Below are 26,776 nucleotides of genomic sequence, written 5' to 3'. Positions count from 1 at the left end.
ATTCCCTCTCTGATTACACATTAGCAACTCGAGTTTTAGATAATACATAGAAATAAAGAACAAGCCCTAAAGGAATTGCCAGTACGGTTAACCCTTTGTTAGGAGTTTCACTTACGAACTTACGGTTACTAGTTAATAGACTGCTTGAAACATAATGAATCGCTTGCCTAAATTTAAAGGGAGTCGTTGCAAACGGAAGCTTCATTAATTCTTTTCGATAAAATGCAAACCCATTAGGATTCTTTCGATATTGATTTAACATATTTAAAGAAGATCCATCTGCTAAATATTCTACAACGCACAACGTTTCATTCATTAATAGTAACTCAAACTCTTCATCCAATTTGTAATATTTATAAGCTAATCCTACGTATTTTTCATTTTCGAATAAAGGATAAGGAAACTTCTTTGTGAGCTCTGTTCGATAGACTAGTTTTTTATCACCTGTCACCCCATGCTTCGTATACAACTCAAATAGAGTACAAGTTTTTAGATTTTCGGGAAGCTTGGTACCAATTACTTCGCCATTTGAATAGGAATCAAGTCCAACTATCCCGCTCACTTTATCGTTTCCATACTTTGACCAAAATGTCAGGATCTTCTCGACGGCGTCAGCAGGCATAAAATCATCTGAATCAATACATACATTTAACTCCGTATCGATATGCTCATAAGCCGTATTGTGAGCGCCATGCATTCCTTGATTTTCTTGCCAGTGGTACTGAATTCCGATAATTCCTTCTTCGATCCATGAGTTTACTAACTCTTCTGTGTTATCCGTAGAGCCATCGTCAACTATTAACCAAATAAACTCTTTATTTGTTTGGCTTTTTAAGCTTTCATAGCAGTTATGAAGACAATAAGCTCTATTAAATGTTGGTGTAAAAACGGTTAATCTTTTCATCATGCACCTCTAAATCGCAGAATAAAAGACTTGTGTCCATATTGCTGTATTTTTTATGTCGTAGCCTTTTTCTGATAAAGATTGACTTGATTTGATCCTAGGAAAAGAGTGAGTTGCTAGGTTCTTTATTTGTTCGACCCAACGTTTTCTTCCATCTAAAGAACAATATTGTACTAAATTCATTCCCATATCCACTTCATTCGTAATTTGATCCGATACGATACATGGCAAACCGGCACCTTGAGCCTCTATGAGGGTAACAGGCAAGCCTTCATGTAACGATGGGAACACAAATGCATCGAAACCTTGCAGTAAACGATTGATATCGCTGCGAACCCCAAGGAAGTGAACTTTCTCTTCTAGGTGTAAGGTTTTCACTTTTGCTTCGATTTCTTCTCGTAAAGGACCGTCGCCAACTAGTACAAGCTTAGCATTAGGTATTTCTCTACAAACATCAGCAAAAACATCTAATAGAAATACGTGGTTTTTCTGATGGTTAAATCTTCCTACATGACCAATGATAAACTCATCATCAAACTCTAATTCCGTGCGTATTTCTTTACGAACCTCTTTGGAAAACATAAACTTCTCGCACTCAATGCCATTTTGTAAGATCTTTACGTCTTTTGTTTTCCCTTGATATAACCACTTGGCTGCCGCTTCTGAACAAGCAAGGAAATGAGTAGCATTTTGTAATATATGTTTCCCTGCATACCATTTGTACATTTTTGCTGGCAGGCTTCCTTCACTGCTTGTATTGTGACTATGAGCGATTCGTACGGGTATCTTGTTTTTATTTGCTGCTCGTAATACAAATCCGCTCATTTTATCCATGTGAGAATGTACAATTTTATATTGTGAATGCTTAGAGAAAAACTGTTCTAATTCTTTTATGTATCCAAAGTGACCTTTCTCAGTAATATAAGGGATCTGGTAAACTTTCCCACCCATGCTTCTTATTTCGTCATCAAATACTCCTTCTTTACACGTTAGAAAATCAAATTGAACTGTTGATCGATCAACGTTTCGGTACAAATTCATGAGAAGGGTTTCGGCTCCGCCACGGTTCATATTCACAACAACATGTAACACTCTTATTGGATCGCCCATTCCACACCCTCCTGTTCATTCATATTTTTACGATAGATTCTGCTTAATTCATCGATAATGTTTTTGATTGAATATTTATTTTTAATTATGCTGCGACCGTTTGTGCCTAAAGTCTTTAACAATTCTCGGTCTTTAGCCAATCTAGTTAATTTTTCTGCAAAAGCAACAGGATCTTTTGGATCAATGACCCATCCATTTTTATTATTAAGAACTAATTCACAATGTCCTCTATTCTCACTAGCAACTACAGGCAAACCACAGGCCATTGCTTCCATGATGTTAACTGGCAGCCCTTCTCTCAAGCTTGAAGCTACAGCTACATCACAAATAGGCAAAAGCTGATCAATATCTTTGCGGAACCCTAAAAAATCAACTTGGTCGATAACATTTAGACTTCTCGCTAACTCTTCACACTCATGTCTTAATGAGCCTTCTCCAGCTAGTAAAAGACGAGCTTGAGGAAGCTCGTCTTTTACAGTCGCAAGAGCACGAATAAGCAATTGCTGATTTTTATTTTTGTTAAATTCAGCGGCATAAAACATTAGAAAGTCATTTGGATTGTACCCCAATTCTTCTCGATTTTCCTTTTTTGTTTGATCAGATAGAGGCTTAAAACGGTCATAGTCTATTCCGACACCATGGACATGTTCTATATTTTTCGCTTTAAATCTATGAGTATTTGCTAGCTTATAATCCTCTGAATTAATCGTTATTAATTCATCAGTAAGGTTAGATAAATAGCTTTCAATAGGATAATAAACCATCCAATTCATCAACGGTGCTCCTTTACAGAAGTGAAAGCCGTGGGCAGTATAAAGCACCTTTGTTCCTTTTTTCCTCACTTGTCGAGCTGCTAGTCTTGCTAGGACACCACCAAGTGGTGTATGACAATGAATCATGTCATATTGGTGTTCATGTAAGATCGCTTTTAATTCTTTATAAGCTTTTACGTTTGTAAAATGAAATGGAGAACGCGCAATGGGTATAGAAAATTTTTGATCTGTGTATGGTAATTCCATTGTTCCGGCGGCCGCAACATGAACGTCCCAGCCTTGTTCTTTAAACCATTTCATATATGGTAAGTGAAAGGCTTTAAAATGATAATCAACTGTCGCACAAAATAAGATTTTCTTTGCCACTGTCATCACCATTCCCAGCCTATTTAATATATTCTTTTTCCATAACTTTTGATAGATAATCTAATAGTTCGTACTTAAGTTCGTCGTGCTGCAAGGCAAATTCAATCGTCGTTTGGATGAAACCCATTTTATCACCCACATCATAGCGAACCCCTTCAAAATCATATGCATAAACAGCCTCTTGAAGATTTAAACTGGCAATAGCATCAGTCAATTGAATTTCTCCACCTGCCCCAGGTTCTTGCTGTTCTAGAATATCAAAGATTTTTGGACTTAGAATGTATCTGCCTAAAATAGCTAAATTCGAAGGAGCTTCTTCTAGATTTGGTTTCTCAACAAGATTACTTACGTTGTAAAAACGCTCGCCTATTTCTTTTCCAGCAACGATCCCATATCGCGACACATCTTCATCTCTTACGGTTTGCACACCGAGGATGGATGATTTATAACGATCATATTGTTCGATCATTTGCTTTAAACATGGTTTTTCTGCTCGGACAATATCATCGCCTAAAAGAACAGCGAATGGTTCATTGCCTATAAATTTGCGGGCACACCAAATGGCGTGACCAAGGCCCTTTGGTTCTTTCTGACGAATATAATGAATATCTACGAGCTTGGAAGACTTTTGAACTTCATTAAATAACTCAATTTTTCCTTTGTTTAATAGATTTTGTTCTAGTTCAAACGAATGATCGAAGTGGTCTTCGATCGCTCGTTTTCCTTTTCCGGTTACAATGATAATATCTTCAATTCCTGATTCCACCGCTTCTTCAACAATATATTGAATCGTTGGTTTATCAACAATCGGGAGCATTTCTTTTGGCATTGCTTTTGTTGCTGGTAAAAAACGTGTTCCTAATCCCGCTGCGGGAATAATGGCTTTTTTGACTTTCATTAGATCCTCTCCTCTTCAATTTTTACCCTGGTATTGGTAATGGTTTATCTTCAATCCGTTTAATGTCGCTCTCTTTGCGATTCGCTAAAGAAACAAGTGTAGCAGCTAATGTTTCTTTGTCTTGTACCATATAAGTACGAACGATCTCATCAATTTCATCGATAAACACATTTGCTGTTTTTCCGATATAAATTTTCGGAAAGACTTGTTTATCGTGTACTTCGTTTTCATTAAGTAATTCTTCAAACAATTTTTCACCTGGTCTCATACCGGTATAGTTAATTCCTATTTCATCAACTGAGTTTCCAGAAAGCTTAATTAAGTTCTTTGCTAAATCAACAATTTTCACAGGGTCTCCCATATCAAGGACAAATGTCTCTCCGCCTCTTGCTAAACTTCCAGCTTGGATCACCAGTCTAGAGGCTTCTGGAATGGTCATAAAATAACGGACCATATCGGGGTGAGTTACAGTTACCGGCCCACCTTCTTGTATTTGCTTTTTAAATAATGGAATGACACTGCCGCGGCTGCCTAAAACATTTCCGAAACGCACCGCAATAAATTTTGTTTTGCTTGTTCGTCCCATGTCTTGAATAATCATTTCAGCGAGCCTTTTCGTCGCACCCATCACACTTGTCGGATTAACGGCTTTATCTGATGAAATCATCACAAATGTCTTCACATAATTCCACTCAGATGCTACAGCAACATTTCTTGTCCCAATAATATTATTCTTAACGGCTTCTTCAGGATTTCGTTCCATTAAAGGAACATGTTTATGGGCTGCTGCATGGTACACAACATCTGGATGGTGCTTTTTCATAATAGAGATCATTTTATCGAAATCTTGAATGTCTGCGATTTCCGTAACAATTTGAATGTTTGAATCTCTGTGAACTCCCCTTAGCTCCATCTCAATCGAGTAAATGCTATTCTCACCGTGACCTAGTAGTATTAATTTTTCCGGATGAAATTGAGATACTTGCCTGCATATTTCTGAACCTATCGAACCGCCCGCTCCTGTGACAAGAACGACTTTGCCAGAAACATACTCCGAGATACTTTCAATATCTAATTCAACTGGCTCTCTTCCAAGCAAATCCTCTACTTGGACATCACGGAATTGTTTGACAGAAACCTTTCCTGTTACGAGGTCTTCTAGCATAGGCAAAATTTTCGTTTTGGCTTTTGTTTTAGCACATTCCTGAAAAATTTCATTTAATTCTCTCTTACTTAATGAAGGAATTGCTATAACGATGTTATCGATACGCAAGTTATGAACTGTCTTTTCGATTTGATCAATCCCGCCTACAACTGGAATTCCCAAAATATCGAGGTGATGTTTTCTCTCATCATCATCGATGAATGCAACAGCTAAAAGTTCTGCCTCGTTGCTATTTTGTAATTGTCTTGCAACCATCGTTCCGGCAGCACCCGCACCTATAATTAACGTTCTTTTTCTGTTCTCATTCTTTTTGATGTATGTATCACGTACAATCCTCCACCAAAAACGCGACCCTCCAATAAAGATCATGTGAAGCATCCATGTTGTTGCAAGCAAGCGTAAAAATACTCCTTGTACTAACAATTGCTGTACTACGGCCGCTATTAAAATCGAGAATGTCACAATCTTTAAGATGATAATTAATTCACCAATGCTCGCATACTCCCAGGCTTTTTTATAAAGTTTAAAATGAAATGAAAACACATGATGACAAACTAATAATGTAATCGCCGTTATAATGAGAGTTGAGTTCAAGATAAGGTGCCGATCATACACCAGTAAATTACTTAAAAAGATCGTTGTAACTATAAATAATGAATCAATTAAAATTAAAAGAGATAACCTTTGATGATATGCCACTTCTTCCCCTCCTTTCCTTACTTATAAGCGTAACGTTCTTCGTTCTATCGCATAATCTATAAGCTTCCTTATTTCTTCCAGCTGTTCTTTTGATGCATCTTGCTTAATATACCTAACTGCTTTTTTAATTGACTTTGGGTATTTATCGATATTTTTCATTCACTTACAACTCCTTTGCATCCATTTAAAAACTTTAACCGTACGGCTTCACGTAGAAACCATACAGTTAAAATACTTAAATAAAATCGGGCATTTAACCCGCCCTCACACCACACTCTTGATGACTAGCATCTAAGGTTTTTCAACCCACAGCATGACCGAGTACCTCCATCGATAATGGCAAGGAGACATCACCAAAATTTTTTCATGTCAATTGGTTCTTAATAAAGAACAAGTTGATCAAAAAAAAGAATTTCAAGAACTACATATTTGTTGTTCTTTTTAAAGTACACTTTTAGCTTTTGCATTGAAAATGACACCGAGTAATTTCGCATTCGAAATATCCAACATATTTTTTGCTTCTAGTGCTTGTTCATCTTCGGTCTTTCCATCTCTGATAACCATTATGACTCCATCGCACCTACCTGACAAAATCTTCGTGTCGCCCTCCTCTAAAACAGCTGGCGTATCGACTAAAACATAGTCATATAGTTCTCTTGCTTGATCTAAAACTTTATCCATTAATTGAGATTTAAATAACCTTTCTGTATCTAACGGCAGTGGCCCGCTTGTGACGACATTAACTAAAGGAACTTCTGTATGATTGATTGTTTCTTCTAACAGTTTTTGGCCTATTAAAATATTCGTAAGACCTACGTTGTTTTTAATTTTAAAGATCGTATTAATTGACGGTCTTCGAACATTTGTATCAATTATTAATACCTTTTTACCGTCATGAGCTAATGATATCGCCAAGTTAGCGGTTGTAATCGATTTTCCTTCACCATAGTTCGGTGAGGTAATGACAAAAGTTCGACAGTGATTTTCCAAGGCTGTAAACTCAAGATTCGTTTTTATGGATTCATACTCATCATTAATTAACGATTCTGGATGTTTATTAATTGTTATGAATTTCTTTTTCTTAAATTTAAGGAGCAATGGTTTCACCTCTTACAGAAGGGTTCGTTTTATTATTTTCATTCTTGTTAAGTGATTTTTTATTCATTTTTGAAACAGATCCTAAAACAGGGAGTTCGAGAGACTTTTCAATTTGTCGTTCTGAGCGGAACCGATTATCTAAGCTGTCTAGAAGGAAAACCAAACCAAGTCCAACAACGACTCCAAATGCGAACGCTAATTTAATGATGCGGTTATTTGCAGGGTTAATCGGCCAAGCATTTTCTCTTACAACAGCTTCTGCAAAAATCTCTACCCCTTCAAAACCTAAAAGCTCAACAGCTTTTTCTTTATATACATTTGCCACTGTATTGGCAATGATTGTGGCTTGTTCCTGGCTTGTATTTGTCACAGTTATTGCAACTATTTGGGAGCTATCCACTCGTGAAACATTAATTTGTCCCCTTAAAGACTCAGCAGTTTGGGTTAGTTGTAATTCTTCAATGACAGCCTCCAAGACAGGTGGTTCAGTAATAACTACTCGTAACGTATCAAAGAAACTAGAAGTCTCACTAATCATAATTCTTGACGTTGAATCATAAATGGGTGTTGGTTTGTTTAGATGATTGTAAATGGCTCCAGCACATGTAGTAATAACAGTAATTACAACAACCATCCATAGCCGTTTCCTTATTACATCAAATATCTTTCTAATATCAATTTCATTTCCTTTACCCTGCTCCACTTTTTCACCTACTCATTATTTTATTAGTTCTTTATAAAGCACAGACGAAGCAAAAAAAATTACTATGGACCAGATTAAAGAACTAGAACTTTTGAACCGGTATTAATTTTTGGATTTTTTTACAAAATTTTTGTCATTTCTTACCCTTATTTTAGTTCTGTATAGCGAACGTGTCAATAAGAGATTTCAAATTTCTGAAATTTTTTCTATATATAGAACAAAATCTGGTCTCAATTTAAGCTTTATAAGACTTTAGTCTCGGTTGCCTAGACCTCTCTCTTTCATTTTCCTAAACATCCTTGTCTAATATTTGCTAAAATAAGAAAAGATAATCTAATACATATACATAAAGGCAGTGAATCATAACATGAAATATTTCAAACCAGACTTTGAACTTCACCACTTCTCTGATATTACAGCAGATTGGTTAAAGAAAAACCAAATCAAGACCATCTTTTCTGATTTAGACAGTACCCTCGCTAGTCACGACCGCCCTGCTGGAGATGACCTAACGAATTGGATTGCAATGTTAAAAAAACAAGGTGTGCAATTAATCGTTGCATCGAACAATAGCCAAGGACGTGTCGATCGTTTTTGTGAGCCGAATGGCATTATTGGTTTTGGCAAATGTAATAAGCCAGCTGCCTCAAGAATTGAAAAACATATGAAAACCGTCGGTGCCACAAAAGAAACAAGTCTCTTCTTAGGAGATCAGTTATTTACTGATGTTTGGTGCGGGAAACGTGCGGGGATGAAGACTGCTCTTGTGAAGCCAATTGGTCAAGAGCATGAGCCGATTCAAATTGTTCTTAAGCGTAAGCTGGAGCGCTGGGTGAAAAGCCGCTGGTAAGTATAATGTGTTGAATGAGTGGGAAACTATCTTATCCCCTTTAATAAGAGGTGATTTGACATGATCTATATTTACAATTGTTATGCAGGCACCCACTCTTCCGCTCTTTGTGCAGCTTATCATTTAAAAAAGATTCCGAATGATCGCGTACCAACAAAAGAAGAGATTTTGGGAATTGATATCTTTAACAAATTAACGTCAAAATCGTTAGGGAAGCTTATTTATCATGGGAAAGATGAAGATGGCAGCCAGGTGTTCACACTGGGCCGTGGCCTTTCACACAAAATGGTGACAGCAATGAGCGAACTCCTTCTATTGTTAGAAGGCAAAGGCTATGAGCATGAGAAAGTAATCTGCTCCAACGCGTCTCCTACGGTACCACTTGAAATGACGTTTGGCGGGCTGTTTTCGCACAAGATGCATATTGATTTTATTGGTGTTCCATTGCTTGTAAAAGGAGCACAAAAAACGTTTCCGAACATATCAAAGTTAGTTGAAAAGACGAAACATGCTGCAAAAACCTCCACGAATTCAATTGAGGTGCTGGAGAATAAGGAATTGGAAGTAAGTAAGATCTCGAATATCATATCTCGATAAAGATTCAGTTGCAAACTGGGTCTTTTTTTCTTTAACTTCACTCCCCAATTATCACATGAAAACCTCTCCATCAACTCATACTACATACAGGAGGTAGTGTAGCACATGATACATATTTTTCTTGGATTTCTTTTGCTTTTTGTTCCTTTTACCGATATTGCCGATGATTTATCAATTAAATATAACGGTGAGACGATTGCGTCAATTTCTCGATCTGACTTTGCCAATAATCTATTAGGAAGAGAAATGATCGATCATGAAACATATGATCAATTTGTCCAACAACTTGATCAGGTAACGTTTGAACCTCCTGTTAATGCACAGATTGATAAGTTGGGAAATCTTGTTTCTGAGCAAGTTGGGTATCGGTTAAATAAGCATAAGTTAAAACAGTTATTTTACCAATATTATTTTGGCAAAGGTCCGATGGAGATAGATGTTCCGAGACAGGTACTTCACCCGCGAGTCGACAGTGAACTTCTTTCTGATATCCGTACTCGGCGAATTGGTCAGTATGTTACGTACTTTAATAGCCGCAACAAGCAACGCTCTCATAACATCAAATTAGCTACAGAAGCCATTAATAATCAAGTCGTGTTTCCTGGAGAAACGTTTTCGTTTAATCAAATTGTTGGAAAGCGGACAAAGGAACGAGGGTATTTGCCTGCTCCTGTCATTGTCAGAGGTGAGCTTTCTGAAGGAATTGGTGGCGGGATCTGTCAAGTATCTTCTACTTTGTATAATGCCGTCGATCGTGCGGGGTTAGCTATTGTTCAGCGTTATTCTCATAGTCGCAGGGTTCCTTATGTTCCGCGTGGTCGTGATGCGACCGTCAGCTGGTATGGACCTGATTTCGTGTTTCGGAATGAATTGAATCAACCTATTTTATTGCAAGCGAGGGTGTATGGCGGGCAAATGAGCGTCGTTGTGCTTTCTTCCGAATCGATTAATGTGGAACAACGTACCGTTCCCGGTGCGCCGCAGAAGTTACCTCGAGAAATTAATATAGAAGAGGATGACCAATAAGGAACTAGTTCCTTATTGGTCATCCTCTTTTAATGGAGTAAGTCAGTTGGGACGCTTTCTAACTTCCAATCACCTGTTGGTGAGTCACGTCGCACTTGGAATGTATAGAATGAACCTACTTCTCCTTTGTTCTTCTTTTTCACGAGAAAAGATAGCGGAAGCTCATATACAAGCGGTCCAGTTATAGACGGCGGATTTTTCTTTTTAACAAGTCTTATGGACTCAATTTCTTCAATTAATTTTTGTGATTCCCCGTTTTGATCTTTATAGATTAAATTTAGTAAATCAAGATCATTTTGATTTATTGCGATTAAAAACAGTTCAACTACCTGATTTGGTGGCAGTTGCTGCACGTACGGAGCAAGCATTCCTCCTGCCTTATACACCATTACTTGATGGGATAAATCAAGACTTTTCGATCTGTGCGTCGTACTGCCTTTAAAGTGGATACAGAAATGTCCTGGAAAATTATTCGCTAGCGCTCCCCCGCCATGTGGCATTCCGTGCATGGAAGCTGCAATCATTTTTCCTTCATGGTGCACGAGGATCGCCCGTCTTTTCCAGCTCCACTTTCCACTATAGATTTCTTTCATGATTTTTGTATCTTTCGTTGTTAATGGTTGGACATCTGCATGACTTGATCCTGCTCGTCTTTGCGCTTCAAATTTTAAGCCTGTTTCGATATCGGTAATCGTGAAAGAAGTGTAGCGCGGTATTAGCTTGTCAACTTCCTCCCACGAGAGAACTGTACCGAAGTGATGCGCCTCTAACCCACTAAAGTAATCATTAAGTTTATTGATGATTTTTTCTTCAACTTGAATTTTTTCTTTTTGTTGAACATCATATAACCCGTTTTTATAATCAAGCACAAAAATTCTTACGGTCCCTTTATCTTCAAGTAAAAGGTAGTGGTTGGAATGAGGTATTTCTGAGACAGGCTCAATCGTTTTTGCTTGGAATAGGGCTTGAACGATTTTGTCTGACTTGATCTTAAGTACGGTTTGATGTAATGAATGGCTCGAAGATTTGACTATGAGAGATACTTGTCCATTGCCTTCTGCTGCAGTTACGGCAGATGGTAACATCATACAAAGGACAAACAGCAAGATAATTGTTTTTTTCATTTGTCTGACTCCTGTTTATGTTTTTATTCGTTTTCCTCAGTGTTTAAACAGGAACGTACTATGAATCGGTTCCTTCCATTTCCTCCATAATTGCGGGGTTAAATAAGGAGCTTGTTATTGTTATATTCGGGTCAGGCATATCTGATCCGTCTGTATATTCTGCAATTTCTTCTTCAATTTTACGTAAGTCTTCCTCGATTAGATTTGTCGGTTGATTTTCTTGCTTTACTTGCTCTAACTTCGCTTGGAGCATTTTTTTCGTTTCCATAAGGACATAGAGATTTTCTAATTTTTCAAAATAAGTTAATGGTTGATGTTCCATCTTAAGCCTCCTGCATCTTCTGAGATGATATTTATAATTCCTCAGGCCAAACAAAGCTATTCCTGCTTACTGTTACAGATTGACTAGCTGCAGGACAATTTGATCTTCCAATTGTTTCGCTTTCTTTCCGTCTAATACGTTGTTTAACAGAATGGAGAAAATCACCGTTTCTCCTGACTTTGTTTCCACGTAACCAGATAATGTACTAACAGTAGTTAGTGTTCCCGTTTTAGCTTTTACCTTCCCTACTGCCTCTGGATTTGCTAAACGTCTATACAATGTGCCTCTTTCTAATCTGTTCTCCCCTCCTGAAACAGGCAGCGAATGTAAAAATACAGGGAACCAGTCTTCGGATTGAACTGAAAACAAAATTTTTGTTAATTGATTCGCTGAAATTAAGTTAATGTGAGATATGCCTGATCCGTCTCTTATGACTAATGTATCTGTCTCTACCCCAAACGAACGTAATTGTTCGTCCATCACCTCTAGTCCCTTTTCCCAGCTACCTTCCTCTTTCATCACCTTCCCCATCTCTTTAACAAGCACTTCTGCATGTCCATTGTTACTGAGTTTCATAAAAGGGACCATGAGCTCTGACAGTGGAATGGATTCACGTACGGCTAATAGACTTGTATTTTCAGGTGTTACTCCTCGTTTCACTTCACCAAGAAGCTTGATTCCCTTTTGTTGAAGCGCTTCTTCAAACATAGCAAGTGCGAAATCTGTTGGCTCCCAAACTGCAACTGTGCTTTTTTCTTCCGAAGTGTCTTTTGAAATTGTTCCTTCAATAATAATAGTGTTCGTGCCATGCTCTCTATTGACTGTTATTTTTGTTGTGTGATCAGCAGAAACGGTTTCTGTTTCATTGACAATGTGAACATATTCCGTCTGTGGTTCGATCTGAATTTTACCACTTTGACCTATATCTTGTGGGCTAACTTTTACAATAATTGATCCGGCATCGTAATCGTCGTCAGCGGATACTGTTAAAGCGGAAATAGCTGATCCATAATAGGTGGTTTCATCACTCCACGGTAAATCGACTGAATAGCGTGTGTCGTCATACCACGAGTCATCTCCAATTACATCGCCTCGAATGAATTTGACTCCTTTCTTTTGAAGGGTCCCTACTAATTGATCGATGTCTTCTTTCAGTAAGGTTGGATCTCCTTTTCCTTTTATATAAAGATTTCCATCTAATAAGGCCCACTTTATATTTCCATCTGTTACTAACTCTGTTTGAAACGTGTAATTATCACCTAATACTGCCAATGCTGTAGCTGCTGTAAAAAGCTTCATATTTGAAGCTGGTCTTAGGCGAGTTGTACCATTGTGTTCCATTAACAGCTCGCCTGTTTTAGCTGATCGAATACTGATGCTTGCTATTGCCCCCTCCATACTCGGATCCGTTTGTATAAGGTGCTCAATTTGATTCTTCATAAGCTCTCTATTTGTTTTCGCTTCGACAAACGGAGCATGGAACACGAGACAAATGACTATGATTGCTACAACAATTTTACGCATACGATTTACTCCTCCATCAAGAAAAGGTTCCTTTACCTTAATTAGTATGCAAAATGAACGATAAACCAATTCTTATGAAAAATAATCAACAATAAAAGGGGCAAATTATAAGTAGTACGTTACCTGGCGTACACTTGATGATATGGTGGTGAGCTTGATGGAACCAAATGAAGTTAGAGACCAAATAACGATAGAAGATGAACAAGGACATATGAAAGATTATGCAGTCGAAGCGTTATTTGATATGGAGGACCATTCATATGCTCTTCTAACATCAAACGAAGAAACCATTTTAATGAGAGTCGAAGATGAAGAGGATGAACAATACCTTGTAGGGATCACAGACCCTGAAGAAAGAGATTCCATTTTGGAAGCATACGAAATTGCTGTTGAAGCGAATCCTGCTGAAGAATAAACCTAGGTCTATGAGGTGATTGATGTGGCAAATGAAAAAAGTGATGTTCAAGAACATGTCCGAATGGGTCAAGGTGGAACAATGGGACTATTTGGATTAACTGGTCCCGATGAGATCGCTGACTACTCTCTTTCACCGAAGAAGGATACAACAGGCCAGATCGACAGAGAATATGACGGTGCTACAGCAACATCAAAAGAAACAGAACAAAGATCAGAATAGAACATGGAAAGCTACGGTATCTTCTTTACGTGCCGTAGCTTTCTTTTTTTGTCCTAATTGAGTTGGCATTATAATTTAGATAATACATACAGTACGTGAAATTATATGTATCATCTCTTAATTTCCAGTCACTGGCCCTAACATTTTTACAGCTGTACCATTTTCTCAAAGTATTGCTATTGATAATAAATTTGCTCGTTTCAATCCATAATAATAACCTCCTTACAAATATTCACAGAGGTGGTGACGATTGTGACGAATGAATCTCCTGCTCATTTAAATGCGTTTAAAATTGCAGCTACTTATATAGGTACCATTGTTGGGGCTGGTTTCGCATCTGGTCAAGAGGTACTTCAATTTTTTAGTGCGTTCGGATTATTAGGAATATGGGGAATTGTTCTAGCAACCTCACTTTTCTTTGTCTTTGGTTATATGATTTTAGTTATTGGACGAGCTTTAAGCGCTTCTGCATATGTGGAAGTTGTTCGCTTTTCAAATGGGCGGTTTTTCGGTTCACTGATCGATTTAATTATTACGATTTTCTTATTTGGAGCCCTTGCAGCGATGATTGCTGGTGCTGGGGCTATATCTGTTGAACAATTTGGTTTGTCCTCATGGTGGGGTACGATTTTGATGGCACTGCTTGCACTTTTCACGGTCATTCGTGGAATCAAAGGAGTCATAAATGCGATTAGCTATGTTGTTCCCGTTTTATTAATATCTGTTTTATTAATTTCACTATATGGAATTTATCGTAGTCCTGTAACAGTAGAAGATATTGAACGTACGGCAAACTTAGTAGGTGCCGCACCTAACTGGTTTATTGCTGCATTAAATTATGCTTCCTTTAATTTAGTTATTGCAGTTGCTATTTTGGCCCCAATGGGACCGAATGCAACGAAGAAAAGCACTCTGTTCTGGGGTGCGTTGTTAGGAGCTCTTGGTTTAGGCCTTGGTGTGTTAGCGATTTATTTTAGTGTTTTGTCTAATATTTTGGTAGTGGCTGTAGTGGAAGTTCCGATGATTTATATCGCTTCTCTCATCTCTCCGTTCATCCAGCTATTGTTTGCAGTTGTCTTATTTTCAGCTGTCTACTCTACAGCTGTTAGTAATCTGTATGGATTCGTTTCAAGAATGACCTTTATTGATCAGAAGTTTCGCATTTCGCTGATCGTTGGGACAACAATCGCTGCTTTTATTGTGAGCCAAGTTGGATTTTCTACGTTAGTAACGTATTTATATCCGGCTGTCGGGTATGGGGGATTCATCTTTTTTGCAGGATTGCTTTATGTGTGGGTGTTTAAGCGTGAGGCTTTAAGGGCTGCTGGCAAGAGCGGTTGATTTGTAGAGTTCATTTCTGAACACTCGAATCTGCTATATTTGATTTCCTCCTCTCACCCTCTTGCCACGAACCGCAACAAAAAGACGTGCCATCGCTGACACGTCTTTTTTGCTTAAATTGAAAGTTGACTCGATAATTCATACATTTTCGTATCGATTTCATGCGGTTTTGAAAAAATTTCATCGAATGAAGTGCTCACTAAGACATTTTTTTCAATTCCAACAGCTAAGCCAGATTTGCCTTCTAATAGTAAATCAACGGCGTGAGCGCCCAAACGGCTCGCTAAGACACGGTCAAATCCAGTTGGAGAGCCGCCCCGTTGGATATGTCCTAAGACGGTTACACGAGTTTCGATATTTAATTGCTTTTGAATGCTTTCTCCGATTTCAACGCCTGAGCCTACGCCCTCAGCGACAACAATAATACTATGTTTTTTTCCGCGCTTGGCGCCTCGTTTCAATCGATCGATAATCTCTTCCATATTATGTTCAACTTCAGGAAGCATAATGGTTTCTGCTCCGGCCGCGAGCCCACTCCATAATGCGAGATCTCCAGCGTGGCGTCCCATCACTTCGATAACATACGTTCTCTCGTGTGAGGATGCGGTATCTCGAATTTTATCAATAGCGTGGATGATCGTATTTAACGATGTATCAAAGCCAATTGTAAAATCAGTACCTGGAATATCATTATCAATCGTTCCTGGTGCTCCAATCGTTGCAACCCCATGTTCGGCAAGTTTTTGGGCTCCGCGATAAGACCCATCGCCCCCAATAACTACAACGCCCTCAATTTGATGTTTTTTTAAATGTTCAACAGCTTTTAATTGGCCTTCTTTTGTTTTAAAATCTTCACTTCTTGCTGTGTGAAGCATCGTCCCACCGCGATGAATAATATCACCTACAGAACCTAAATTTAGTTCCTTAATATCGCCTTCCATCATCCCAGCATAGCCGCGGTATACACCAAATACTTTGCAATCATGGTATATCGCTTTACGAACAACGGCACGAACGGCCGCATTCATTCCTGGTGAATCTCCTCCACTCGTTAATACAGCAATTCGTTTCAATCTACCCACTCCTAGCTATAAATTCACTATCTTTTAGCAAGTATTTCAATAAATGGGCGTAGTTATACGTACGTGAACGTAGCTTGACTTTTTTTGTAATTGACAGTGTATTTTATCATGTTACAGTAAAAGAAAATGCTTTTAAATAGGATGGGAGTGGAATTATTGGAACAAGCCGTAAGAAAAGCAGCTGGAGAGGAACATGTTGCATCAAAATCTGATCATCTAGTATTTTTAAGTGTCGTCTTTTGTTTTTGGTTTTGCACTTATATTTACATACCTGTTTTTGGCTTATATTTAGAGGATATTGGTTTTAGCTATTCTATCATTGGAATCATCTTAGGAAGTTATGGGGTGACACAAATCATCCTGCGTTTTCCTTTAGGTGTCCTTTCAGACCGACTGGCAGGTTTACGAAAGCCACTACTCATTTCTGGTTTTGTTATCGCATTCATTAGCAGCCTTCTGCTTATTTTCACGCAATCGTTTATCGGAATCTTTACTTCACGTCTTTTAGCAGGAATTACTGCTGCGATGTGGGTGATGGCAACTGTGTTGTATTCTCAATATTTTAAGACAGAAGATGCTTCCAAAGCGATGAGTCGTGTGCAATTTTTAACAGTGTTTGCGCAATTCTTTAGCATGATGATTAGCGGGTATTTAGTCATCCAACTAGGTTGGTCATTTCCGTTTTGGGTTGCTGCTGTTACCTCCATCATTGGGCTAATCTTAGCTTTTCGTATTAAAGAAGTTACTGGATCAACAAATAAAAAACCTATTAAAATAACTTCGCATATACAAAAGACGTATCAAATCCATGGACTAAAAACGATTACATTCCTCTCGTTAAGTGGACATGCGATTTTGTTTATTACCATTTTTGGGTTTTCACCGATGTATACAACACAGCTTTCATCAGGCAGTCATGCAATCACGTTGTTAGTTTGTTCATTTTTTATCCCGCATGCACTTGCTTCCGTTTGGCTTATGTTTTATCAAATTGATCTAAAAAAGCAAAAACTTGTTTTACTCTTTTGTTTTGCTTTCATGACACTGTTATTGTTCATGCCTCCTCTAGTAAACTCATTTTTATTGTTTTGTCTCATCCATGCTGGAATTGGCTTATTACTTGGGATTATTTTTCCTCTCCTTTTGGGTATGGTGATTCAACTTGCTACAAGTGAATTGAAAAGCTCAGCAATGGGGTTTTATCAATCCTTTTATGCCATTGGAATTTTGGCTGGGCCGTTGGTCGCAGGAGAGTTTGCAGACAGAATAAATTTACCTTTTGTCTTTTTCTTATGTGGAATCATATCTTTATGTGGGTTTATCATATTACTTTTCTACCGCCCAAAATATCAATAAACGATAAAGGGAGGTGCCGTAAATAGGTTGCGAATTCCGTTACCTATCGCAAAAAAACCAGATTTACACATGAAAATGTATATCTAATTGCACCGCATAAAATGCGGTGCTTTTTCCATGAAAAATAGCCCAGTCATTAATCTAAGCTAATTCTTATATTTATTTATAATCGCATCTTCAACAATAAAAATACATATTGGTTTGTATGAAGTTCTTTTTTCCATACTGATTTATCTGTTTGGGTCTTCATTGGCTTTATGAAGACTCTTCCCCATGCTTTTCTAGGCTGTTTGGCATTCATCAGCTTTATGAAGATCTTTTCCCCTTCTTTTCTGAACTGGTTTGGCATTCATCAACTTTATGAAGATCTTTTCCCCTTCTTTTCTGGACTGGTTTGGCATTCATCACCTTTATGAAGGGGAATTTGTAATACAATTTAACATACGAAATTTCACTCAAAAAACGTATAAATCCAACTATATCAATGCCCATCAAATTACTATACAATTTGATAGGCATTTTAGCTTGCTTTTATAATGTTTTGATAGGAAACGGAATCCGTTAGTAATCGGTACCTTCCTTTTCTTACGAATCCTTACGAAAACAAATAAAAAACAAGCAGTCCTCCCAAGCAAAACGTAACAACGGTTTCTCCAATGACGGAACCTGTTTTAACATAAATGGGTGTTCTCACATTCATTTTGATTGGATAAAATAATTTCACTCCTTGTGGGGTCATCGCATCAAGTACAATATGACTGCCCACACCAAGAAGGAGTCCGAGTTGGATTGCATTGGCTCCTTGGATCGTTAATTGCTCGGTAAGCATATGAACAATCACAAGAAATAGCAGGCTATGACTAAACGAGCGATGTCCAAAAACGGTGCTAATCGTTCTTGATACTATCGGTAGTCTTCTGCCGATCATTGATTTAGGGTGGCAAATGTCTGGAATAATGGCTCCTGCTAATGCCGTTGTATAAAATAAAAATGGCTCATTAATTGTTCCGGGAAACTGATTTTCATAGATCACAGCTGCCGTCAAACCACCAATCAGGTGAGTTGTTCCTTTCATCGTCTTCTTCCTTTTCTTTTAGTTTACATAATATTGTTATGGTTACCTTTTGTACTATTTAAAGCATTAATGAAGGGTACTGAAAATAGTCCATTTTCAGTACCCTCTACTCACTGAAAAAGGTCCCCCTTTTTCAACGGTTTCAATTAATCCTCGTTTTTCGGTGTTGTATCAATCTCTTCTCGAACTTCAATCACATTGCCGCTAGTTGATACGTCAATGATGAACGATCCATTGCTATAACGATCACTATTTCGATAGTTATCTACTTCCAATGTTTCTTCATGATTCTTATCAGTGATAACTACAAACGTTCCATCTTGATCTTTTACTCGTTTGCATGCGATGACTCGATGTGGATTTGATTTTAATTCACGTAACATGACAAGTCCGCGTTTCGCTCTACTTGACTTATCAAATTCGGTAATTGGTACCTTTTTCACTGCCCCGCGCTGTGTGACGATGATAAATTCAACTTTCTTATCGTCTGCTAGGAATGTGGACGCATCGACAACATGGTCTTCTTCCTTTAGGTTAATTGCTTTGACACCAGCTGCTCTTTGGCCAACTAGGTTAATTTCTTCTTCACCGAGCCAGAGCCCGTATCCTAGGTGGGTTGCGATAAATAATTCTTCATTTCCATTTGTTAACATACAAGCTACAACTTCGTCATGTTCCTTCAACTTTAGAGCCATTAAAGGCTTTGAAAAACGTTGAGCTTGGTATAGGGACAATTGTGACTTTTTAGCCATTCCATTTTTCGTGATAAACAGAAGCGATTGCTCTTCTTTAAACTCTTTAACTGGCAATGCTTTAATAATTTCATCATCTGAATTGTACCCGCTAACTAGGTTGGCTACATGTTGGCCGTTGTCTTTCCAACGGATATCTGGGAGCTGGTGAACTGGAATATAGAGATAGTTTCCGGACTTTGTAAACAACAACAACGTTTCTGTTGTGTTAATTTCAAAATGCCCGAGTAGGTAATCTCCTTCCTTCATCCCAGGATTCTCTCCATTTGATGCCCCGTATGAACGGATGCTTGTTCGTTTTACATAGCCTTCTTTTGTAACGGTAACCATAACGTCTTCTGATGCAATGAGGACGTCCATATTGATTTTGATTTCTTCGATTTCTTCTTTAATTACCGTACGGCGTGGGTCAGCAAATTCTTTTTTAATCGTTTGAAGATTGCTCTTAATAACTTGGATAAGCTTTTTCTCACTGCCTAGAATCGCTTCTAGCTCATGAATACGGCGTTCTAGCTCAGCTGCTTCTTCTTCGAGTGTTGTAATATCCGTATTTGTTAAACGGTATAGTTGCAATGTAACAATTGCTTCTGCTTGTGCTTCTGTAAATTCAAATTGTGCAATCAGGTTATCTTTCGCATTCTTTTTATCTTTAGACGCACGAATGGTTGCAATGACTTCGTCTAGAATTGAAATCGCCTTAATGAGCCCTTGAACAATATGTTGACGGTCCAACGCTTTGTTCAAATCGTATTTGGCACGTCTTGTAAAGACAAGCTTTTGATGGTCAATGTATGCTTGGATTAGTGCTTGCAGTCCCATTAATTTCGGTGCTTTATTGGCGATTGCTACCATGTTGAAATTATATGTAACTTGTAAATCAGTATTTTTTAATAGATAGTTTAAGATTGCATTTGCATCCGCTTCTTTTTTCAACTCAACAACGATTCGTAAACCAGTACGATCGGTATCATCTCGAACTTCTGCAATTCCGTCTACTTTCTTATCAAAGCGAAGCTCATCCATTTTTTTCACTAAGTTAGACTTAACGACTTCATATGGAATTTCCGTGATGACAATTTGCTCACGACCTCCGCGCAACTCTTCCACTTCTGTTTTCGCCCGAACGACGACCTTTCCTTTTCCGGTACGATATGCTTGGCGGATGCCATCGAGACCTTGAACGATACCTCCTGTAGGAAAGTCAGGGCCTTTAATGACATGTAACAGATCATCAAGCGTTGTTGTTGGCTTTTCCATTTGCATGATAACACCGTCAATAATCTCCCCTAAATGATGCGGAGGGATGTCGGTTGCATAACCAGAGGAAATTCCTGTGGAGCCATTGACTAGCAAGTTCGGAAACATGGCTGGAAGGACAACTGGTTCATCCTCTGTATCATCAAAGTTAGGAATGTAGTCAACCGTATCGCGATCAATGTCACGCAGAAGCTGTGATGCAATTTTCGATAATCTCGCTTCTGTATAACGCATCGCTGCCGGTGGGTCGCCATCAATTGATCCGTTGTTTCCGTGCATATCAACTAGTAGGTTACGAACCTTCCATTCCTGACTCATTCGAATCATCGCTTCATACACAGATGAATCACCATGTGGGTGATAGTTACCGATGACGTTACCAACGGTTTTCGCTGATTTACGGAACGGTTTATCTGCTGTGTTTCCATCTTTATACATTGCGTATAAAATTCTCCGTTGTACGGGTTTTAAGCCGTCTCTTGCATCAGGTAATGCACGCTCCTGAATAATGTATTTACTATAGCGACCAAATCGGTCACCGATGACTTCTTCTAAGGGAAGGTCTAAGTAACGCTCTGTTTGTGCCAAGCTTACTCCTCCTCAATAATTGCTAAGTTTTCGTTTTCTAAGATGTTTGAGTCTTCTTCCATCCCAAATGCAACATGAGACTCAATCCATTTTCGTCTAGGTTCAACTTTATCTCCCATTAATGTCGTGACACGCTTTTCAGCACGTGCTGCATCATCTAGTTTCACACGAATTAGCGTTCTCGTTTCTGGGTCCATCGTTGTTTCCCATAGCTGAGTTGCGTTCATTTCACCTAAACCTTTATAACGTTGTAATGTATAGCCACGACCGACTTTTTTCGTCGCCTTATCAAGTTCACGCTCGTCCCACGCATATTCGATTACTTCTTTTTTTCCGCTGCCTTTGCTGATTTTATAAAGCGGAGGCAAAGCAATGTATATTTTCCCTGCATCATACAGCGGGCGCATATAACGATAAAAGAATGTTAGCAAAAGGACTTGAATGTGCGCACCATCGGTATCCGCATCAGTCATAATGACGATTTTATCATAATTGACATCTTCTAACGTAAAATCAGACCCAACCCCTGCACCGATCGTATGAATAATCGTCCGAATTTCTTCATTTTTCATAATATCTTCAAGCTTTGCTTTTTCTGTGTTAATAACTTTCCCCCGTAAAGGCAAAACAGCTTGGAACTTACGGTCTCGTCCTTGTTTAGCCGATCCTCCAGCGGAATCACCCTCAACTAAATACAATTCATTACGTTGTGGATTTTTCGATTGAGCTGGTGTCAGCTTCCCGCTTAATAGGACGTCCTTCCGCTTGCTCTTCTTGCCGTTTCTAGCGTCTTCACGTGCTTTTCTTGCCGCTTCACGCGCTTGTGCGGCTTTCACAGCTTTTTTTATGAGCATTGTACTGACATCAGGGTTTTCCTCAAAGAAATAAGACAGCTTCTCAGAAACAACGCTATCTACTGCCGATCGAGCTTCGGTTGTACCGAGCTTTCCTTTTGTTTGCCCCTCGAATTGAAGCTTTGCTTCAGGTACGCGAACGGAAATGATTGAAGTGAAGCCTTCGCGAATATCTGATCCATCTAAATTTTTATCTCTATCTTTTAACAGTTTCACTTTACGTGCATATTCATTTACAGCGCGCGTCATTGCTGCTTTTGCACCAAGTTCATGTGTTCCGCCATCTTTTGTACGAACATTGTTAACGAAGGAAAGAACATTTTCTGTATACCCATCGTTAAACTGGAAAGCGAATTCAACTTCAATGTCGTTTTGGTCTCCTGAGAAAAAGACGACGGGACTTAACGTTTCTTTGTCCTCATTTAAATATTCAACAAACGCTTCAATTCCATTTTCAAAATAAAACTCTTGCTGTGAACCTTCGCCACGTAAATCGACTAGTTCAATTTTTAATCCTTTTAAAAGGAATGCCGCTTCACGTAATCGTTCTGTTAACGTTTCAATGTTATACGTAGTTGCGCTAAAAATGGTTGGGTCGGGCTTGAAATGAATGGTTGTGCCTGATTTGCGCGTCTTCCCTGTCTTCTCAAGTGTAGTAGCAGGTTTGCCGCCATTTTCAAAACGTTGCTTATATACTTGCCCATCTCGCTTAATTTCAACAACGAGCCATTCCGATAAGGCATTTACGACAGAAGCCCCTACACCATGGAGACCTCCACTTGTCGCATAGCCTCCTTGTCCGAACTTTCCACCGGCATGCAAGACCGTAAGAATAACTTCAGGTGTTGGTTTCCCAGATTTATGCATTCCTGTAGGCATTCCTCGTCCTTCATCACTAACAGAGATACTGTTATCGCGGTGTACCGTAACATTTATGTATGATCCGTGTCCAGCAAGTGCTTCGTCAACGGAGTTATCAACTATTTCATAAACAAGGTGATGGAGACCACGAGCGTCTGTACTCCCGATGTACATCCCCGGACGCTTTCTCACTGCCTCTAACCCTTCTAATACTTGTATCGCATCATCGTTATAATCCAAATGTTGTTTCTTAGCCAAAGTTGGTACTCCTTTCAACATGCTACTTTTCGTATTGTAGCACAAACGAACAAATGTTTCTATTTATCGAACAGTGCTGCTTTATCTATTGTAGCGGTTATTTCTGTATTCGCAACCTCTTTTCGATTATCCTGCATTTTCTTTAACATTCTGAAAAGAAAAGGGTGGGCTCTGCAAGGCTAGTGAAAAAGGCTAATGGTAACCTTTTTCACTAGCCTTGCAGCTTCAATGTTTCGGTGAAATAAGAATTAATTTCACCTTGTCCTCTCCCCATTATGTAATATCTTAAAAAACCTTCTATGAGTGGGTTTCTCATAGAAGGCGGCTACGTGCAAAGACATTGCTAGTATAGATCAACGTACTGATTATTGAGTGACTTTTCACCTTGTTCAGTATTCATTCTCTCTATTTTTAACCACTGTTTCTATTTCCACTTTGCATGTTCGACTTTTATGCAGCGATTCATGACGGTTTGAATTCCTTTTTCAGTTAACATATCGTATGCCTCTTCGTTTTCAAGCCCGAGTTGCGCCCAAAAAGACTTAGCTCCCACTTCAATCGTTTCACGTGCTACTTCCGGGAGAAATTCACTTCTTCTAAAAACATTAACAATATCAATGTCACCTTCAATTTCTTTAAGTGATTTAACTGCTTTCACCCCTAGAACTTCATCTGCTGTAGGATTGACTGGGATGATCTCATATCCTGCTTTTTGCATTGCTTCTGACACCATGTATGACGTTCGCTCTGGGTTTGCTGACAGACCGACAACTGCAATTCGTTTGCTTTCGTGTAATAATTGCTTCACTTCTTCATTGCTTGGGTATTGAATGGCCATCTAAACACTCCTTTATTCTTTTTCACTCTTCACATGTTTCCGCATGATCGGCTCATTTTCCTGCATAAACGAAAAGTTAAATGTTTAATTTTGACAAAATAACTAAAAATACTACGTAATACATCGTTAAAGAGGGAGGTTGTTTGTCATGAAAAATCGTCCCACATGGCTTATGTTGCGCTCACATTTTTGGTTTATCCCGGCATTATATGGACTCGTCTCTTTTATACTCGCCTTCTTGAGTGTTCTATTTGATATGTATGTAAACAATGATGTTTTGCCTGGATTTTTTATCGTTGACATTGGTTTGGCACAGACTCTGTTAAGCACAATCGCTTCTTCTCTGTTAACGATGACAACCATTTCATTTTCAACGATTATGGTCGTTCTTACAACCTACTTATCACAATTTTCTCCACGGACAATGCAGGATTTTTTAACGGATGACAACACACAGCGAATTCTTGGTGTTTTCATTGGCGGATTTGTGTATGCTTTAATTTTATTGTTGTTCATTCGAGAAACAAAGGAGCAAACGTTGTTTCTCTCACCGACACTAGCTGTGTTATATGCGATCGTTTGTGTAGGCTTTTTTGTATTTTTTGTCCATCATGTAGGAAGATGGATTCAAGTGAGTAATTTAATTCATCATATTACGCGAAATACAATTGAATCGATTCATGCCAATTATGAAGATGAGATGATTGAAGCTGCAGATGAGCCGTGGAAAGATTGGGAGAGTGAAGAACTAAATTTAATTGAGCCTACATACATTCATTCTGAGAAATCAGGGTATCTGCTTGTTGTTGAAATCGATAAATTAGTTGAGCAAGCAAGTGATGATGATATTATTATCAAAGTAGAAGTTGGACTTGGTGAGTTTATTGAAAAAGGTTCAACCATCCTTTCCTTTTGGGGAAATAAGAAAAGCAACGTAGATCAGGCTACGTATCAAGATTTGTTTCATGTAGGAGAAGAACGGGCGACTATTCAAGATATTGATTTTGGCCTTACAAAGCTTGTTGAAATTACTTTACGAGCGCTATCTCCAGGCACAAATGACCCGAATACGGCCATTAGCGGCATTCGAGCACTAGCTAGAATTCTGAAAGTGTTAGCAAAAAAGAACCTTCATCGTTCTTATTATAATGATAAATTTGAAAGTTTACGTGTCATCGTAAAACAGCGACATTTTGAAGACTATTTATATCGTTGCTACTATCAAATCAGACATTACGGGATCGAGGATGTATCCGTTGTTGCTGCTATGATCGACTCCTTACAATTAATTGCCTCACAAAATGAGACAAGAATTAAAAAGATGGTATGGCAATTCTCTCGTTACATCCAGCAAGGAATCAAAAAAGAAGCGATATTGGAACTTGATCGTAAATATTTAAATGAAAAAATCTATAAATTAGCTATTCAAACGGAACATGCGAATGATTACCATCCTTTATAGAGTAAAATGAATTACAAGTGTAGTAAAAGCCGTTATTTGCTCAAAGACTCTTTAAAACGGGATTTGTTTTGAGCAATATAACGGCACTCCGTAAACCTTAACTTGCACTTATACTTAGAGGGCCTGAAGTTCACTACAGCTTATAAGAAGCCCCGCTTAACCATTGCGCCCCATCGATGGTAATGCAATCTCCGTTAATATAACGGGCTTCTTCTGAGAAGAGAAACGCAGCGACTCCAGCTACTTCCTCTACTTTTCCAAATCGTTTTGCCGGAATGCCTTCTATAATTTTTTTATGAACACGCTCATTCTCAATCAGCTTATCGACTCCTCCAGTACCTTCAATTGGCCCTGGTGCAATTGCATTGACGCGAATTCCGTACTTGCTTCCCCATTCAACAGCGAGTGATCTCGTCATCGCTAATACACCAGCCTTAGCGCTAGCAGAGTGAACAACACCTGGTCCTGCTGTCCAAGCGTATGTTGCAACAATATTGATGATGCTCCCAGTCTTTTTCTCTTTGATCCAGTCCTTTGCCACCGCTTGTGTGCAATACCATGTTCCATTTAAGACAATGTCAATAACAGAGTTCCAGCCGTTTAGTGATAACTGCTCTGCTGGGACGAGAAAATTTCCTGCCGCATTGTTAACAAGGTAGTCAACTGCTCCAAACTTCTCTTTCGTTTGACTGACCATCCATTGGACTTTTTCTGGGTCACGAACATCCATGACAATTGGTAATACCTGTCCATCAAACGTCTCAATTTCTTCTTTTGCACGTTCCAATTTTTCCTCATCCCGCCCACTAATTGTCACAAAAGCACCTTGTTTTGCAAATCGTTTGGCCATTGCTTTTCCCATGCCATTGCTACCACCTGTCACAATAACTGCTTTTCCTTTCACAGCTCTGCCCCCTCTTGAGTGAATATTCATTCATTTTCCTATTTCATCATACCATGTTCCTCTTATAGTTAGAACTCTTTTTATTCATTGTACTAATAGAAAAAAGACTCTTTTATGAAGGCTGTTTCGCATACTTTGTTGTTTTTATGGGTTACGTGTCCTCCACATGTTCGTTCCATTGCGCTCCAGCCACTCGCTTTCCGCGGGGAGGTGCCGAGCCTCCTCGGCTATTTGCCTGTGGGGTCTCGCCCCTACCTCTTCAACCCGCAGGAGTCGAGTGACTTCCGCTCCATTTCACTACGAGAAAACACAATTTCTTCACAGCAACACTCTTTACGAAACAGCCTTTATT

At 38.7% G+C, this 26,776-nt stretch carries 25 protein-coding genes; 8 read left to right on the top strand and 17 right to left on the bottom strand.

Going from position 1 to position 26,776, the window contains the following annotated elements; genetic code table 11:
• Positions 1–13: 13 nt before the first annotated feature.
• From MF646_RS02915 to MF646_RS02880, 8 genes are all read right to left on the bottom strand, one after another.
• Positions 14–904, bottom strand: coding sequence for a glycosyltransferase family 2 protein (locus tag MF646_RS02915; RefSeq protein ID WP_250094993.1), 891 nt, complete (start codon positions 902–904; stop codon positions 14–16).
• Positions 905–913: 9 nt separating this feature from the next.
• Complete coding sequence (locus MF646_RS02910; protein WP_250094992.1) at positions 914–2,014, bottom strand: glycosyltransferase family 1 protein; 1,101 nt, start codon at positions 2,012–2,014, stop codon at positions 914–916.
• Positions 1,999–3,159: a glycosyltransferase family 4 protein gene (locus MF646_RS02905; RefSeq protein ID WP_250095061.1), complete on the bottom strand. Its 1,161-nt coding sequence runs from the start codon at positions 3,157–3,159 to the stop codon at positions 1,999–2,001. The genes MF646_RS02910 and MF646_RS02905 overlap by 16 nt, the downstream gene beginning before the upstream one ends.
• Before the next feature lie 13 nt (positions 3,160–3,172).
• Entirely contained in the window at positions 3,173–4,051 is an 879-nt protein-coding gene (galU, locus tag MF646_RS02900; RefSeq protein ID WP_250094991.1) for a UTP--glucose-1-phosphate uridylyltransferase GalU, read from the bottom strand.
• A gap of 22 nt (positions 4,052–4,073) precedes the next feature.
• Complete coding sequence (locus MF646_RS02895) at positions 4,074–5,915, bottom strand: polysaccharide biosynthesis protein (protein ID WP_250094990.1); 1,842 nt, start codon at positions 5,913–5,915, stop codon at positions 4,074–4,076.
• A 21-nt stretch (positions 5,916–5,936) separates the two neighbouring features.
• Entirely contained in the window at positions 5,937–6,074 is a 138-nt protein-coding gene (locus tag MF646_RS02890) for a hypothetical protein (RefSeq protein ID WP_250094989.1), read from the bottom strand.
• A 282-nt stretch (positions 6,075–6,356) separates the two neighbouring features.
• Positions 6,357–7,013, bottom strand: a complete 657-nt coding sequence (locus MF646_RS02885; protein ID WP_250094988.1) for a CpsD/CapB family tyrosine-protein kinase — start codon at positions 7,011–7,013, stop codon at positions 6,357–6,359.
• Complete coding sequence (locus MF646_RS02880) at positions 7,003–7,716, bottom strand: YveK family protein (RefSeq protein WP_250094987.1); 714 nt, start codon at positions 7,714–7,716, stop codon at positions 7,003–7,005. The genes MF646_RS02885 and MF646_RS02880 overlap by 11 nt, the downstream gene beginning before the upstream one ends.
• 367 nt (positions 7,717–8,083) lie before the next feature.
• Here MF646_RS02880 and MF646_RS02875 point away from each other — a divergent pair, with 367 nt between their 5' ends.
• The 3 genes from MF646_RS02875 (at position 8,084) to MF646_RS02865 (ending at position 10,189) form a co-directional block, all read left to right on the top strand.
• Entirely contained in the window at positions 8,084–8,566 is a 483-nt protein-coding gene (locus MF646_RS02875; protein WP_250094986.1) for a YqeG family HAD IIIA-type phosphatase, read from the top strand.
• A 60-nt stretch (positions 8,567–8,626) separates the two neighbouring features.
• The gene (locus MF646_RS02870; RefSeq protein ID WP_250094985.1) at positions 8,627–9,163 is read left to right on the top strand and encodes a DUF3189 family protein; all 537 of its coding nucleotides are present in this window, start codon (positions 8,627–8,629) and stop codon (positions 9,161–9,163) included.
• A gap of 105 nt (positions 9,164–9,268) precedes the next feature.
• Entirely contained in the window at positions 9,269–10,189 is a 921-nt protein-coding gene (locus tag MF646_RS02865; RefSeq protein WP_250094984.1) for a VanW family protein, read from the top strand.
• 29 nt (positions 10,190–10,218) lie between these two features.
• Here the strand turns inward: MF646_RS02865 and MF646_RS02860 are convergent, their stop codons facing one another.
• The 3 genes from MF646_RS02860 to dacB form a co-directional block, all read right to left on the bottom strand.
• Complete coding sequence (locus tag MF646_RS02860; RefSeq protein ID WP_250094983.1) at positions 10,219–11,313, bottom strand: hypothetical protein; 1,095 nt, start codon at positions 11,311–11,313, stop codon at positions 10,219–10,221.
• 58 nt (positions 11,314–11,371) lie between these two features.
• Positions 11,372–11,635: a hypothetical protein gene (locus MF646_RS02855; RefSeq protein WP_250094982.1), complete on the bottom strand. Its 264-nt coding sequence runs from the start codon at positions 11,633–11,635 to the stop codon at positions 11,372–11,374.
• Between the two features lie 72 nt (positions 11,636–11,707).
• The gene (gene dacB, locus MF646_RS02850; RefSeq protein ID WP_250094981.1) at positions 11,708–13,159 is read right to left on the bottom strand and encodes a D-alanyl-D-alanine carboxypeptidase/D-alanyl-D-alanine endopeptidase; all 1,452 of its coding nucleotides are present in this window, start codon (positions 13,157–13,159) and stop codon (positions 11,708–11,710) included.
• A 157-nt stretch (positions 13,160–13,316) separates the two neighbouring features.
• Here dacB and MF646_RS02845 point away from each other — a divergent pair, with 157 nt between their 5' ends.
• From MF646_RS02845 to MF646_RS02835, 3 genes are all read left to right on the top strand, one after another.
• Positions 13,317–13,574, top strand: a complete 258-nt coding sequence (locus MF646_RS02845; protein WP_250094980.1) for a DUF1292 domain-containing protein — start codon at positions 13,317–13,319, stop codon at positions 13,572–13,574.
• Between the two features lie 24 nt (positions 13,575–13,598).
• The gene (locus MF646_RS02840) at positions 13,599–13,796 is read left to right on the top strand and encodes a hypothetical protein (protein ID WP_250094979.1); all 198 of its coding nucleotides are present in this window, start codon (positions 13,599–13,601) and stop codon (positions 13,794–13,796) included.
• 252 nt (positions 13,797–14,048) lie between these two features.
• Positions 14,049–15,137 carry a YkvI family membrane protein gene (locus MF646_RS02835; protein WP_250094978.1) on the top strand — a complete coding sequence of 363 codons (1,089 nt, stop codon included), beginning with the start codon at positions 14,049–14,051 and terminating at the stop codon, positions 15,135–15,137.
• A gap of 113 nt (positions 15,138–15,250) precedes the next feature.
• Here MF646_RS02835 and pfkA read toward each other — a convergent pair whose 3' ends face one another.
• A complete protein-coding gene (gene pfkA, locus MF646_RS02830) occupies positions 15,251–16,210 on the bottom strand; it encodes a 6-phosphofructokinase (RefSeq protein WP_250094977.1) in 960 nt (319 codons plus the stop codon).
• A gap of 165 nt (positions 16,211–16,375) precedes the next feature.
• Here pfkA and MF646_RS02825 point away from each other — a divergent pair, with 165 nt between their 5' ends.
• Complete coding sequence (locus MF646_RS02825) at positions 16,376–17,575, top strand: MFS transporter (RefSeq protein ID WP_250094976.1); 1,200 nt, start codon at positions 16,376–16,378, stop codon at positions 17,573–17,575.
• A 595-nt stretch (positions 17,576–18,170) separates the two neighbouring features.
• On the opposite strand, the gene MF646_RS02820 is transcribed toward MF646_RS02825, so the two are convergent.
• The 4 genes from MF646_RS02820 to MF646_RS02805 form a co-directional block, all read right to left on the bottom strand.
• Positions 18,171–18,650 carry a metal-dependent hydrolase gene (locus MF646_RS02820; protein ID WP_250094975.1) on the bottom strand — a complete coding sequence of 160 codons (480 nt, stop codon included), beginning with the start codon at positions 18,648–18,650 and terminating at the stop codon, positions 18,171–18,173.
• Positions 18,651–18,796: 146 nt separating this feature from the next.
• Positions 18,797–21,247: a DNA topoisomerase IV subunit A gene (gene parC / locus MF646_RS02815; RefSeq protein WP_250094974.1), complete on the bottom strand. Its 2,451-nt coding sequence runs from the start codon at positions 21,245–21,247 to the stop codon at positions 18,797–18,799.
• Positions 21,248–21,249: 2 nt separating this feature from the next.
• Positions 21,250–23,220, bottom strand: coding sequence for a DNA topoisomerase IV subunit B (gene parE, locus MF646_RS02810; RefSeq protein ID WP_275980181.1), 1,971 nt, complete (start codon positions 23,218–23,220; stop codon positions 21,250–21,252).
• Between the two features lie 424 nt (positions 23,221–23,644).
• Complete coding sequence (locus tag MF646_RS02805) at positions 23,645–24,058, bottom strand: CoA-binding protein (protein ID WP_250094972.1); 414 nt, start codon at positions 24,056–24,058, stop codon at positions 23,645–23,647.
• Positions 24,059–24,206: 148 nt separating this feature from the next.
• On the opposite strand from MF646_RS02805, the gene MF646_RS02800 reads away from it, so the two are divergent.
• Entirely contained in the window at positions 24,207–25,520 is a 1,314-nt protein-coding gene (locus MF646_RS02800) for a DUF2254 domain-containing protein (protein WP_250094971.1), read from the top strand.
• Positions 25,521–25,653: 133 nt separating this feature from the next.
• Here MF646_RS02800 and fadH read toward each other — a convergent pair whose 3' ends face one another.
• The gene (gene fadH, locus MF646_RS02795; RefSeq protein ID WP_250094970.1) at positions 25,654–26,424 is read right to left on the bottom strand and encodes a 2,4-dienoyl-CoA reductase; all 771 of its coding nucleotides are present in this window, start codon (positions 26,422–26,424) and stop codon (positions 25,654–25,656) included.
• Positions 26,425–26,776: the final 352 nt, after the last annotated feature.

The organism is Halalkalibacter alkaliphilus (assembly GCF_023555415.1).
GTDB classification, from domain to species: domain Bacteria; phylum Bacillota; class Bacilli; order Bacillales; family Bacillaceae_D; genus Halalkalibacter; species Halalkalibacter alkaliphilus.
Note: the sequence above shows the minus strand (reverse complement) of the source record. Positions and strands in the feature narration are given on the sequence as shown.